The organism is Kitasatospora sp. NPDC057904 (assembly GCF_042887925.1).
Classification (GTDB): Bacteria; Actinomycetota; Actinomycetes; order Streptomycetales; family Streptomycetaceae; genus Kitasatospora.
Map to the genome: position 1 here is coordinate 386548 of NZ_JBHVOL010000007.1, position 12767 is coordinate 399314.

General features: G+C 75.7%; 14 protein-coding genes. All 14 read right to left on the bottom strand.

The genetic code is table 11. The features are described from left to right. Positions 1-76 precede the first annotated feature (76 nt). The 14 genes from ACFVSN_RS20745 to ACFVSN_RS20810 all read right to left on the bottom strand — a co-directional run bounded on the left by ACFVSN_RS20745 (position 77) and on the right by ACFVSN_RS20810 (position 12606). Positions 77-1024 (bottom strand): ornithine cyclodeaminase family protein, encoded by a 948-nt coding sequence (locus ACFVSN_RS20745; protein WP_380494379.1) that lies wholly within the window; start codon positions 1022-1024, stop codon positions 77-79. Then, a complete protein-coding gene (locus tag ACFVSN_RS20750; RefSeq protein WP_380444374.1) occupies positions 1021-2049 on the bottom strand; it encodes a proline racemase family protein in 1029 nt (342 codons plus the stop codon). Before ACFVSN_RS20750 ends, ACFVSN_RS20745 begins: the two co-directional genes overlap by 4 nt. Then, positions 2049-3413 (bottom strand): aldehyde dehydrogenase family protein, encoded by a 1365-nt coding sequence (locus ACFVSN_RS20755; RefSeq protein WP_380444376.1) that lies wholly within the window; start codon positions 3411-3413, stop codon positions 2049-2051. The genes ACFVSN_RS20750 and ACFVSN_RS20755 overlap by 1 nt, the downstream gene beginning before the upstream one ends. 40 nt (positions 3414-3453) lie before the next feature. After that, the gene (locus ACFVSN_RS20760) at positions 3454-4458 is read right to left on the bottom strand and encodes a proline racemase family protein (RefSeq protein ID WP_380444378.1); all 1005 of its coding nucleotides are present in this window, start codon (positions 4456-4458) and stop codon (positions 3454-3456) included. Between the two features lie 62 nt (positions 4459-4520). After that, a complete protein-coding gene (locus ACFVSN_RS20765; protein WP_380444402.1) occupies positions 4521-5384 on the bottom strand; it encodes a dihydrodipicolinate synthase family protein in 864 nt (287 codons plus the stop codon). A 136-nt stretch (positions 5385-5520) separates the two neighbouring features. Further along, the gene (locus ACFVSN_RS20770; protein WP_387956359.1) at positions 5521-6891 is read right to left on the bottom strand and encodes an NAD(P)/FAD-dependent oxidoreductase; all 1371 of its coding nucleotides are present in this window, start codon (positions 6889-6891) and stop codon (positions 5521-5523) included. A 94-nt stretch (positions 6892-6985) separates the two neighbouring features. Beyond that, the gene (locus ACFVSN_RS20775; RefSeq protein ID WP_380444381.1) at positions 6986-7303 is read right to left on the bottom strand and encodes a (2Fe-2S)-binding protein; all 318 of its coding nucleotides are present in this window, start codon (positions 7301-7303) and stop codon (positions 6986-6988) included. A gap of 36 nt (positions 7304-7339) precedes the next feature. Beyond that, positions 7340-8500 (bottom strand): NAD(P)/FAD-dependent oxidoreductase, encoded by a 1161-nt coding sequence (locus tag ACFVSN_RS20780; RefSeq protein WP_380444383.1) that lies wholly within the window; start codon positions 8498-8500, stop codon positions 7340-7342. Between the two features lie 139 nt (positions 8501-8639). After that, positions 8640-9530 (bottom strand): twin-arginine translocase subunit TatC, encoded by an 891-nt coding sequence (tatC, locus tag ACFVSN_RS20785; protein ID WP_380444404.1) that lies wholly within the window; start codon positions 9528-9530, stop codon positions 8640-8642. A gap of 127 nt (positions 9531-9657) precedes the next feature. Next, a complete protein-coding gene (gene tatA / locus ACFVSN_RS20790) occupies positions 9658-9948 on the bottom strand; it encodes a Sec-independent protein translocase subunit TatA (protein ID WP_380444385.1) in 291 nt (96 codons plus the stop codon). A 192-nt stretch (positions 9949-10140) separates the two neighbouring features. After that, positions 10141-10317: a hypothetical protein gene (locus ACFVSN_RS20795; protein ID WP_359972417.1), complete on the bottom strand. Its 177-nt coding sequence runs from the start codon at positions 10315-10317 to the stop codon at positions 10141-10143. A gap of 41 nt (positions 10318-10358) precedes the next feature. Further along, complete coding sequence (locus tag ACFVSN_RS20800; protein ID WP_380444387.1) at positions 10359-10589, bottom strand: hypothetical protein; 231 nt, start codon at positions 10587-10589, stop codon at positions 10359-10361. A gap of 3 nt (positions 10590-10592) precedes the next feature. Further along, positions 10593-11549: a WYL domain-containing protein gene (locus tag ACFVSN_RS20805; RefSeq protein ID WP_359972411.1), complete on the bottom strand. Its 957-nt coding sequence runs from the start codon at positions 11547-11549 to the stop codon at positions 10593-10595. Between the two features lie 73 nt (positions 11550-11622). Next, positions 11623-12606, bottom strand: a complete 984-nt coding sequence (locus ACFVSN_RS20810) for a helix-turn-helix transcriptional regulator (RefSeq protein WP_380444391.1) — start codon at positions 12604-12606, stop codon at positions 11623-11625. Positions 12607-12767 lie beyond the last annotated feature (161 nt).

Sequence of the window (12767 nt, forward strand, 5' to 3'; positions counted from 1 at the left end):
CGATTCGAGCCGCAGCTCATCGTGGCAGCGGCCGCCGGCCGTGACAACGGCCGGCGGCCCACGGAACCCGCCGTCCTCAGCCGCCCGCGTGCACCTCCGCCGCCACGGCCAGGTCCTCCCAGGCCATGCCGACGCTCTTGAAGAACCGCGGCCGGTCCGCCGGCACGTGGACGTCGCCGCGCACCAGCTCGGCCAGGTTCCACACCTGGCGTCCGGAGACCCCCGCCATGATCAGGTCCCCGGCCTCGCGGGCCGCCACCGCCCGCGCCTCGACGTAGAGTTCGGCCCGCCCGACCAGCGCGGCGTCCACCTCCCGCGCGTCCGGCTCGTGCGAGCCGACCGCCGCGACGGCCGCGTGCGCGGGCACCAGCGCGCCGTCGAACAGCGGCGTGCGCGCGGTGGTGCAGCACACCACCACGTCCGCCGCCGCGACGGCCTCCGGCCCGCCGACCGAGGCCGCCAGCCCGAGCCCCCGCCCGTACGCGGCCAGCGCCTCGGCGGGCCCGGCGCTGCGCGCGACCACGGTGAGCCGGGTCAGCGGCCGGATCGCGAGCAGCGCGTCGAGGTGCCCGTACGCCTGCGGCCCGGCGCCGAACAGCACGAGGTGCGCGGCCTCCGGCGGGGCGAGCCGGCGCAGGGCGACGGCGGTGACGGCGGGCGTGCGCAGCGCGGTGAGCGCGGCGCCGTCGAGCAGCGCGACGGGCTGGAGGGTGGGCCCGTCGAGCAGGAGGTAGCTGCCGGTGATCCGGGGCAGGCCGCGCCCGGGGTTGGCGGGCGCGACACCGGCGATCTTGACGCCCGCGTACCGCCCGGCGGCGGCGGGCATCATCAGCAGTTCGCCGGCCGGGACGGGCACCCCGGTGCGGACGGGCGCGGCCTCGGGGTCGAACCCGTCGAGCAGCATCCGCTCGACCGCGCCGGCGGCCCGGGCGGGCGTGACGGACCCGGTGCCCGACACGGCGTACCGGAGCGGCTCGGTCGCCGTGCCGGGCGGTACGGAGTAATTCGCGTCAGAAGAAGTCACAGCAGGAATCCTGCCCCGAGCCCGTCCCCTTCTTCCAGCACGAATCCGTGTTCCCCGGTGCGGTGCGCCGTCCCCGTCACCTCCGTGACGACGCCGGAGCCCAGCGGGTCGCCGCCCGGCAGCACCCGCCCGTGGAACACCGTCCCGATGACCGACTCGTGCCGCAGCTCCTCGCCCGGCGCGAGCCGCCCCTCGGCCGCGAGCACCGCGAGCCGGGCGGAGGTGCCGGAGCCGCAGGGCGAGCGGTCGATCTGCCCGTCCGCGAAGACGGTGACGTTCCGCTGGCTCAACCCTTCGCCGTCCCAGGGGAGTTCGTCGTACAGCACGACCCCGTACACGCCCGAGAGCCGCGGGTCCGACGGATGCGCCACCGCCTCCGAACCCTCCAGCGCCCGCCTGATCTCCCGCCCTGCGGCGGTGAGTTCCGGCAGCCGGGCGGTGTCGACGGTCAGGCCCAGCGCCGCCGCCGACACCGAGGCGTAGCAGGCCCCGGCGTGCGCCACCGCGACCTCCACGGTGCCGCGCGAGGTCGCCACCGCCAGCTTCGGCGCGCTCACCCGCGACGGCACGTTGCGGAAGGTCACCCCGGTGGTGCGCCCGCCGGCCCGGTGGACGAGGGCCGTGACGCGCCCCGACGGCACGTCGATCCGCACCCGCGCCACGCCGTCCGCGGGGGCCGCGACCAGCCCGGAGTCGACCGCCCACGCGCCGAGCGCGATGGTGCCGTGCCCGCAGGCCGTCGAGTAGCCGTCCTTGTGCCAGAACAGGACGCCCAGGTGCGCCTCGTCGTCGTCCGGCGGCACCAGGAACCCGCCGTACATCCCGGCGTGCCCGCGCGGTTCGCGGCCGAGCAGCCGGCGGACGTCGTCCAGCGCACCCGGCCGGGGCGCGGTGGCACTGCCGCCCGCGCCGATCGCGATGGCCCGCCGCTCGGCGACGCTGTCCCCGGGGATCACCGGGGCGCCGTCCAGCACGATCCGGAACGGCTCGCCGGCCGTGTGGTAGTCGACGGTCCGGACGTACATCACACACCCCCGGCGGGCAGCACGCTGACCGTCCGCCCGACGGTGTAGAAGTCGAGCGCCGCCTGCCCCTGCTCGCGCTCCCCGTGGCTCGCGCCCTTGGCGCCGCCGAACGGCAGGTGGAAGTCGACGCCGCTGGACGGCGCGTTGATCCGGATCATGCCCGCGTCCAGCCGGTCGGCGGCCGCCAGGGCGACGTCCAGACTGCGGCTGTGCACCGAGGTGGCGAGGCCGTGCGGGGTGTCGTTGGCGAGCGCGATCGCCGCGTCGAGGTCGGGCGCGGCGTGCAGCACGGCGACCGGGCCGAAGAACTCCTCGCGCGCCAGCGGGTGTTCGGCGGGCACCCCGGTGAGCAGCGCCGGTTCGACGTACCAGCCGGCCCGCGCGGGCACCCGTCCGCCGGTGAGCAGTTCGGCCCCGGCGGCCACGGCCGACTCGACGGCCCCCGTCAGCCGGTCCCGGGCCGCGGCGTTGATGACGGGCCCGCAGACCGCGTCGTCCGCCGCCTCCAGCGCCTTGACCAGCGCGTCCCGCAGCGGCTCGTACGCCTCGCCGACCGCGATCACCCGGCTGGTGGCGGTGCACTTCTGCCCCGCGTACCCGGCGACGGCGGCGGCGATGTGCCCGGCGGCCTGCGCGATGTCGGCGTCCGGCAGCACCAGCGCCGCGTTCAGCCCGCCGAGTTCGGCCTGCACGGGCACGCCGCGCTCGGTGGCCGCCCGCACGACGGCCCGGCCGACCCCGGTGGAGCCGGTGAACGACACCACGTCCGCCGCGTCGACCAGCGCCGCGCCCTCCTCCGCGCCGCCCGGCAGCACCGTGAGCACGTCCGCCGGCAGCCCGGCGAGCGCCACCAGTTCGGCCAGCCGCAGCGCGCACGCGGTCGCCTCCGGGGCCGGCTTGAGCACCGCGGCGTTGCCGACCGCCAGCGCCGGCGCGGCCTTCCAGCTCGGGATCGCCAGCGGGAAGTTCCACGGCGCGATCAGCCCGGCCACCCCGTGCGGCCGCCGCCGGGTGAGCAGCAGCCCGGGCCCGCCGGCGGTCTCGTGCACGGCCCCGGAGGGCGCGTACGGCGCCTGCGCGTAGTACCGCCAGATCGCCGCCGTCCTGGCGACCTCGCCGCGCGCCTCGGCGAGCGGCTTGCCGACCTCGCGCACGACCAGCGAGGCCAGCTCCTCCGCGTGCGCCTCGACCGCGTCGGCGATCCGGCCGAGCGCGGCCGACCGGGCACCGGCGCCCGCGGCGAGCCACCGCGCCTGGGCGCCGCGGGCCCGCGCGACGGCGGCCCGGACGGCGTCGGCGCCGGGTTCGTCGACGGCGACGACGAGGTCCGCGGGGTCGGCGGGGTTGTACGAGGTGATGGTCACAGCCAGAAGCCCTTCGGGTGGAGCGTCACAGCAGGCTCCGTCACAGCAGGAAGCCGGCGGGGAACGGGTCGGTGGGGTCGAGGAAGTACTGGGCGGTGCCGGTCACCCAGGCCCGCCCGGTGACGGTCGGCACCACCGCGGGCCGCCCGGCCACCTCGGTCTCCTCGACCAGCCGCCCGGTGAAGGTGGTCCCGATGAAGGAGTCGTTGCGGAAGTCCCGCCCGAGCGGCAGTTCGCCGCGCGCGTGCAACTGCGCCATCCGCGCCGAGGTGCCGGTGCCGCACGGCGAACGGTCGAACCAGCCGGGGTGGATGGCCATCGCGTGCCGCGAGTGCTCGGCGGTCGAGCCGGGGGCGAGCAGTTGCACGTGGTGGCAGCTGTGGAAGGACGGGTTCTCCGGGTGCACCGGCCGCTCGGGGCCGGCGTTGATGGCGTCCATCAGGGCCAGCCCGGCGGTGAGGATGTCCTGCTTGCGCTCGCGCTCGAACGGCAGCCCGAACTCGGCGAGCGGCAGGATGGCGTAGAAGTTGCCGCCGTAGGCGAGGTCGTAGCTGACCGTCCCGTACCCGGGCACGTCGATCTTGCGGTCGAGCGCGACGGCGTACGAGGCCACGTTGCGGATGGTCACGGCCTTGGCCGCGCCGTCCTCGACCCGCACCTCGGCGACCACGAGCCCGGCGGGCGTGTCCAGCCGCACGGTCGTCACCGGCTCGACGACCGGCACCATCCCGGTCTCCACCAGCACGGTGGCGACACCGATCGTGCCGTGCCCGCACATCGGCAGCAGCCCGGAGACCTCGATGAACAGCACCCCGTAGTCGGCGTCCGGCCGGGTCGGCGGCTGCAGGATCGCGCCGCTCATCGCGGCGTGCCCGCGCGGCTCGTACATCAGCAGGGTGCGGAAGTGGTCCAGGTGCTGCTGGAAGTGCACCCGGCGCTCGGCCATGGTGGCACCCGGGACGACACCGAACCCGCCGGTGACGACCCGGGTCGGCATGCCCTCGGTGTGCGAGTCGACGGCGTGGAACACGTGACGGCTGCGCATGTGTCGGAACTCCCTCGGAGGATGGGCCGGCTGCCCCGTCAGCCGGCTCGTCGGCTACGGATTCAGGACAGGCCCTCGGCCAGCGCCTTCTCGGTGGCGGCCCGGACGGCCGCGTCGGCCTCGGCCCCCAGCGGCCGCCGCGGCGGCCGGACGGGCCCGCCGGGGCGCCCGGCGATGTCCATCGAGAGCTTGATGGCCTGGACGAACTCGGTCTTGGAGTCCCAGCGCAGCAGCGGGTGCAGCGCCCGGTAGAGCGGCAGCGCGGTCTCCAGGTCGTGCGCGACGGCGGCCTTGTAGAGCGCCGCCGAGGCCTCCGGCAGCGCGTTCGGGTAGCCGGCGATCCAGCCGACCGCGCCGGCCAGCGCGAGCTCCAGCAGCACGTCGTCCGCGCCGATCAGCAGGTCGAGCCCGGGCGCGAGTTCGGCGATCTCGTAGGCCCGGCGGACGTCGCCGCTGAACTCCTTGACCGCGACGATCGAGCCCTCGGCGTGCAGTTCGGCGAGCAGCGCGGGCACGAGGTCGACCTTGGTGTCGATCGGGTTGTTGTACGCGACGACCGGCACGCCCGCCCGGGCCACCTCGGCGTAGTGCGCGCGGACGGCGTCGTGGTCGGCCCGGTACGCGTTCGGCGGCAGCAGCAGGACGGAGCCGGCGCCCGCCTCCGCGGCCTGCTCGGCCCAGCGGCGGGACTCGGCGCTCCCGTACGCGGCGACGCCGGGCATGACGCGGGCGCCGTCGCCGGCCGCCTCGACGGCCACCCGGACGATGCGGGCGCGCTCGTCGTCGGTGAGCGTCTGGTACTCGCCGAGCGAGCCGTTGGGGACGACGCCGTCGCAGCCGTTGTCGATCAGCCAGCGGACGTGCTCGGCGTAGGCGTCGTAGTCGACGGAGAGGTCCTGGCGCAGCGGGATCGCGGTGGCGACCATGATGCCGCGCCAGGGCCGGGTGGTGTCGTGCGGGGTGTGGGACACGATGATGACTCCTTGGTGAGGTGTGACATTTTATTAGTGGGGACGGGCCGGAGACAAGAGTCCCCGGCCCCCGTGTTCGGTCGGGCCCGGCTCAGTCGCCGGCCGCCAACTGCGAGAGCGGCACCGGGCAGGCGAACGGCCGCCGGTCGGGCCCCGCTCCCCCGTGACCGGAGGCGCCGCCGGCGCCGGACAGGCAGGCCACCGCCGGACCGCACATCCGGCCCTGGCACCACCCCATCCCCGCGCGGGTCAGCAGCTTGACGGTCCGCGGGTCCCCCGCGCCCAGCTCGTCCACCGCCTCCCGGATCGCCGCCACCGGCACCTCCTCGCACCGGCACACGTCGGTGTCCGGGCGCAGCCAGTCCGTCCAGCCGGGGCCGGGCCGGTGGGCGGCGGCCATCAGGGCGGCGAAGGCCCGCCGCCGGGCCCGGCGGCGCAGTAGCGCCGGCTCCGGGGTGCGGCCGGCGACCGCGTGCGCGGCCAGCGCGCCCTCCGCGACCGCGAGGTCCGCGCCGCCCACGCCGTTGGTCTCCCCCGCCGACCACAGGCCGGGGACGCTGGTGCGCAGCCGGGCGTCCACCCGCAGCGCGACCGCGCCGTCCGGGCCGGTCACGGTGTCCGCGCCGAGCTCGGTCGCGAGCTCGATCTGCGGCAGCAGGCCGTGGCCGACGGCGAGCGCGTCGCAGGCGATCCGGCGGCCGGTGCCGGGCACCGGCCGCCAGTCGGCGTCCAGCCGGGCCACCGTGACGGCGGTGACCCGGTCGGTGCCGTGCGCCTCGACGACGGCGCTGCGCGGGCGCAGCCGCACCCGGTGGCGCAGCAGCGCGCCGCCGTGCCCGGCGCCCTCGACGAGCTTGGCGGGAACGGCCGCCAGCACGCCGGGGCGCCGCGCGTAGCCGAGGTAGTCGCCGGCCTCGACCACCGCGGGCACCTCGGCCCCGGCGGTGACCAGCGAGGACGCCGCCGCGAGCAGCAGCGGCCCGCTGCCGGCCACGACGATCCGCCGGCCGGGCAGCACCAGCCCGGCCTTGAGCATGGCCTGGGCGCCGCCCGCGGTGACGACCCCGGGCAGGGTCCAGCCGGGGAAGGGCAGCTGCCGCTCGTACGCGCCGGTGGCGAGCAGCACGGCGGCGGCCCGCACGGTGGTCCGGTCACCGGCCTCCGGCCCGAGGGTGACGTGCGCGGCGAGTCCGTCGCCGGTGCGTTCCAGCGCCCACACCTGGTGGCCGCCGAGGAAGCGCACCTGCCCGGTCCGCTCGTGCGCGGCGAGCCGGCCGGCCAGGTCGGCGTAGACGGACCAGCCGTGGTGCAGCCGGTCGGGCCGGGCGGCCCGGAGGCCGGGCGCGGGGTGGCGGTAGTACTGGCCGCCGGTCTGCCGGCCCCCGTCGAGCAGCGCGCAGCGCAGCCCGAGGTCGGCGGCGGTGACGGCGGCGGCGAGCCCGGCCGGGCCGGCCCCGATCACCGCGAGGTCGTACGGGAAGGGCTGCGCCGCTTCCGGCGGCTCGACCGGCCCTGACGGCGCTGACGGACCTGACGGCTCGAACGGCTCGAATGGTTCAGACGGCGAGGTCGGCACGGCCGTGGCCCTCCTGGGTGGTGACGGTGGTGCCGGGCTCGGCGGGGAGCAGGCAGGTGCGCTGGTTGGGGCGGCCGTCGACGGTGGCGAGGCAGTCGAAGCAGGCGCCGATCCCGCAGAACGCCCCGCGGGGCCGCCCGCCGGCCCGGGTGGTGCGCCAGGCGAGGACGCCGTCGGCCCAGAGCGCGGCGGCGATCGACTGGCCGGGCAGCGCGGGCACGGGCCGTCCGTCGAAGTCGATGTGGTGGGCGGGCCCGGGCTCGGCCCCGACCAGCTCGGCGGGTGTGCGGCGGCGCATCGAGGGCCTCTCCAATCCGGTCGGGGGAAGTGCGGGTCAGGCGGCCGGGAATCGGTCGGCCCGGAATGGCGTGAGGTCGAACTCCGGCTGCTTGCCGGTCAGTTGTTCGGCGATCAGCAGCCCGGTCGCCGGGGCGAGCCCGATCCCGGCGCCCTCGTGCCCGCACGCGTGGTAGAGCCCGGGCACGCGCGGGTCGGCGCCGACCGCCGGCAGGTGGTCCGGCAGGTAGGGGCGGAATCCCCGGTAGGCGCGCATCACGGCGACGTCCGCGAGCACCGGGAACAGTTCGGCCGCCTGCGCGGCGAGCCGCCGCAGCACCTCCCGGGAGAGCGTCCGGTCGAAGCCGACCCGCTCCCGGCTGGCGCCGATCAGCACCGGCCCGCCGGGCGTGCCCTCGACCACGGCCGAGGTCTCCAGCCCGGCCGACCCGCTGGCCACGTTGGCGACGTAGTCGGCGGCGTAGACCTTGTGCCGCACGATCCGCGGCAGCGGCTCGGTGACGAGGACGAACCCGCGCCTGGGCAGGACGGGCAGGTGCACCCCGGCCAGCGCGGCGAGCTCCCCGCCCCACGTCCCGGCGGCGTTGACGACGGCGGGCGCGTCCAGCCGCCGCCGGTCTGTCCCGACGCCGAGGACGGCGCCGTCCGCCCCCCGGCGGACGGTCCGGACGGTCTCGCCGGTGATCAGTTCCGCGCCCATCCGCCGGGCCGCACGCAGCAGGTGGGCGGCGGCGAGGGCGGGCTGCACCTGGGCGTCCTGCGGGTAGTGGAAGCCGCCGGCCATGCCCGGCGAGAGGTGCGGTTCCAGCTCCCGCAGCCGCTCGGCGGGCACCTCCTCGGCGACCACCCCGGCGGCCGCCTGGCGCGCGGCGAAGGCGCGCAGGGCTTCCTGCCCGGCCGCGGCCTGGGCGACGACCAGGCCCCCCTTGGCCTCGTACTCCACGGCGGCGCCGAGTTCCCCGGCGAGCTCGCGCCACAGCCGGGTGCTGAGCAGCGCGAGGTCGAGCTCGGGCCCGGGCTCCTTGTCGGAGACCAGCAGGTTGCCCTCGCCGGCGCCGGTGGTGCCGCCGGCCACCGGCCCGCGGTCGACGACGGCGACGGCGAGCCCGGCGCGGGCCGCGTAGTAGGCGCAGGCGGCGCCGACGACTCCGGCGCCGACCACGACGACGTCCAGGGGAGGTCTCCAGGTCTTGGGCACGGCAGTAATATGTCACATGCCATCAGCCCTGCCAAGAGTGCCGCGACGAAACGCGAACCGGACCCAAGCGACGCAAAAGCCCCGGCCCGCCGCACACGGGGTGCGACGGGCCGGGGCCGGCGATCAGCGGATCAACGGATCAGGTGATGTCGTCCATCTGCTCCCGGCGCGCGGCCGGCACCGGAGCACTCGCCGCCGGCGCCGACGAAGCCTCGATGGCCTCCGCTCCCGCGACCGTCTCGACCGAGAGGTCCACGTGCGAGGCCTCCTCGTCGTCCAGGTCCGCGTCCGGGTTGTTGCGGCGCTTGCGCCGGTCGTTGAACAGCGCGATGCCCACCGCGGCGAAGTACAGCGCCCAGATCGGCGCGGCCAGCACCAGCATGCTGACCGGGTCGGCGCTCGGGGTGGCGAACGCGGCGAACACCGTGATGCCCATGACCATCCCGCGCCACCAGCCGAGCAGCCGCTTGCCGGTGACCATGCCGACCATGTTCATCATGACCAGCAGCAGCGGGAACTCGAAGGCCGCGCCGAAGACCAGCACCATGCGGGTGGCGATGTCGAAGTAGTCGTTGGGCGGCAGGATCGGCGTGGTCTTGTCCGGGGTGAACGAGATCAGCACCTGGACCGTGGTCGGCAGCGTCAGGATGGCGCAGCCCACGCCGGCCAGGAACAGCGGCGCCCCGGCCGCCATGAAGATGACCGTGTACTTCTTCTCGTGCCGGTGCAGACCCGGCGCCACGAAGGCCCACACCTGCCACAGCCAGACCGGCACGGCGCCCACCACACCGGCCGTCAGTGCCACCTGGAGCATCCAGGTGAAACCGGAGGTCAGACCGATCGTCGAGACCTGAGCGCACTTCCCGTCGAACTGGTCGGCCGTGTCCGGGGTGCACTGCGGCAGCGGCTCCAGCAGGAAGTGTTCGATCGGCTTGTGGTAGATCGCCGCGACGATGGTGATCAGCACGATCGCGATGACCGACTTGACCACGCGATTGCGCAGTTCCCGCAGGTGATCGGCGAGGGCCATCCGCCCCTCAGGATCCTTGGACGCCTTCGGCGCCTTGGAGAGCTTGCTCAACCCCGGTCCTCAACTCGTGCGTCGAGGCCCGCCGGTCGACGGGCCTCCGTGGTCGCGTGCGTCACGTGCGCCGCGCTCAGTGCGGCCGGTCGCCGTCCGCGGCGGGCCGCTCGGCGGGCTCGGCCACCGGCCGGGCCGTGCCGGTGGCACCGGGCGCGGTCTGGATGGTCTTGGCCGCACCGCCGCTCACCGGCGGCGCCGGCGCGGGCTCCGCGGCCTCGCCGTCCGTGCGCATCGCCTTGGCCTCGCTCTTGAGGATCCGCATCGACTGGCCGAGCGAGCGCGCCAGATCGGGCAGCCGCTTGGCACCGAAAAGCACGATGGCGATTACCACGACCACGACGATCGCGGTCATCGAGATGCGCATGCTCGACCACCTTCAGTCAACGCGGCACCGGCGGACCGCCCGCGGCGGATGGTAACCGCTGCGGATGACACCCCGACGACGTCCGCCCGAACAAGGACAGCGGCCCCCGGTTCGCAGTTCAGGAGCCACATCAGAGCGTAACCCGCCCCTACACCCGGGATGCAGCCCCCGTACGACCTGGTGACGCAGTCCTCAGCGGGAGGGCACCGCCGCCGCCAGCTCCTCGGCCGCGTCGGCCAGCGCCCGCGAGGCCGTGCCGACGCCCTTGGCCAGCGCCCGGACGTCCAGCCACAGCCGGATCCCGAGGACGCCGAGGACCAGCAGGCCCGCGGTGGCGAGCAGGACGGCGGCGACGAGCATCCAGGACATGCCGCCCACCCTATACGGGCCGAGGTCCCGGGCCCGGACTGCTACCCCTCGGCCGGGACGAGCCGCATGGTGCGCACTCCCGCCCCGGTGAGCGCCGCCACGATCTTCTCCCCCGCGGCCTTGCGCACCGCCGCCCCGCACAGCGGACAGCCGAAGCTGTAGTGCGCCTGCTCCGGGGTGCGGCCGAGGGTCAGGCGGAACTCCTCGGCCGGCAGCTCCACCTTCTCCCGGCACTGCGAGCAGTAGACCTTGAATCTGGTACCGGGCTCCACGGCTCAGTCCCGCCCCTCCCCGTAGGCGGCCAGCGCCTCCCGGGCCGCCGCGCGCGCCTGCTCGGCGAGCTGCGGCGGCGACACGATCCGCCCGTCCCGGCCCAGCCGCAGCGCCAGCGGGCGCAGCTGGGAGGGGTCGGCGCTGCGCAGGGTGATCCGCAGGCCGCCGTCCGGCAGTTCCTCGGCCCGGTCGTGGGTGTAGTACTCGGCCACCCAGCGCCCGCCGGAGGACACCTCGACGACCACCTCCGGGTCGTCCGCCGCCGGGTTGACCAGCCCGCCGGACAGGTCCCGCGGCTCGCGCCGGGGCGGGTCGGCGGGCACGTCCAGGACCCGGATCTCGGCCACCCGGTCCAGCCGGAACATCCGGTGGTCCTCCGAGGTGCGGCACCAGGCTTCCAGGTAGGTGTGGCCCTCGGTGAGCAGGCGGATCGGGTCGACCTCGCGCTCGGTCATCCCGCCGCGCCCGTGCGAGTAGTAGCGCAGCCACAGCCGGCGGCCCTCGCTCAGCGCGCGGTCGATGTCGGCGAAGACGTGACTCTCGGCCTCGAACGTCACGCCGACCCGGGCGCTGCCCTCGGCGCTCTCCCCCGCCGCGTTCTCGATCTTGGCGACGGCCCGGGTGAGCGCCTCCCGGTCCCCGGCCCGCAGACCGGGCAGCCCGGCCACCGCGCGGGCGGCGACCAGCAGCGCGGTGGCCTCGTCTGCGGCCAGCCGCAGCGGCTGCGCCACGTCGTCGACGTTGTGCCACCAGATCCGCTCGCCGTCGGTGTCGATGTCGAGCAGGTCGCCGCCGCGGAAGCTGGTGCCGCACATCGGCAGCACGTTGAGGTCCCCGATCAGCTCGCGCTCGGTGATCCCGAACGCGCGGGCCACCTCGGCGACCTCGGCCCCGGGCCGCTCCCGCAGGTAGGTGACCAGCGACAGCATCCGTCGCGTCTGGTCGATCGCATTACTCATGCGTCCACCTCGCTGCGCTCGGCGGGCGCTTCGCACAATACGCACCTGCTCATCGTTCGCTCGCTTCGCTCGTTCACGCCCGCACACCCTCCACCACGTCCGGCCCGGCGACCGCCCGCAGCCGCTCGATCACGTCGGCCCGCAGCTCCTCCGGCCCGAGCACCACGACGTCCGGCCCGAACTCGGCCAGGTCGGCGCCCAGCCCGTTGCCGTACGGGATCTCCAGTTCGTCCCAGGCCTCGTCGACCCGGCCGGTGCTCAGCGCCTTGGTGCGCAGCGGGAAGCCCGCGCCCCGCCGGACCCGCACGGTCGCGGTGGCCGTGGCGCCCTCGCCGGCGAACTTGGCGACGGTCGCCCGCACGTCCACGTGCTCCGGCACGGTGCCGAGGAAGGCGCCGGTCTTCGCCCGCACCTTGCCGGTGATCCGGCTGAGCCGGAACACCCGGGCGTCGCCCCGGTCGCGGTCCCAGCCGGCCAGGTACCAGTGCCCGCGCCAGCACTCCAGCGCCCACGGCTCGACGCTGCGCTGCTCGACGGCGGCGGCACCGGCCTTGCGGTACTCGAAGGTGACCGGACGACGGTCCCGGGCGGCGGTGAGCAGCGGCTCGAACGCGGCCTCCCGGGCGGGGATGCGCGGTTCCAGGGCGGAGCGCGCCTCGGCCTCGGCGAACGGCACCCCGGCGGCCCGCAGCTTCTGCAGCGCGCCGCTGGCGGCGCCGGACATCTTGGCCTGCTGCCAGACCCGCGCGGCCAGCGTGAGGGCGGCCGCCTCCTCGGCGTCCAGCGCGATCTCGGGCAGCCGGTTGCGGTCGGCGCGGGCGAGGTAGCCGAGCTCGCCGTCCAGGGCGTTCTCGTCGACGTCGATCACCAGGCCGAGCTCGCGCAGGTCGTCCTTGTCCCGCTCGAACATCCGGTTGAAGGCGTCCTCGCTGCTGTTCTGCCAGGCCTCGCGGTACGCCTCGATGGATTCCCGCAGCTCCTTCTTGGAGAGCGGACGTCTGGTGTTCATCAGGCACAGGGCGAGATTCATCAGCCGCTCTGCCTTGGCGATCGCCATCGCTGACCCTTCCGGTGTGCCGCGCCGTGCGCGGGGTGCGCCGCCGGACGATCGTCACCCGGCGGGACCGACCGTACCGGTAGCGGTACGCACCGCAAAAGCCGCATCCGCAAACGCCCGTGGGCCGGGCCCCCGGAGGGGTCCGGCCCACGGCCGCGACG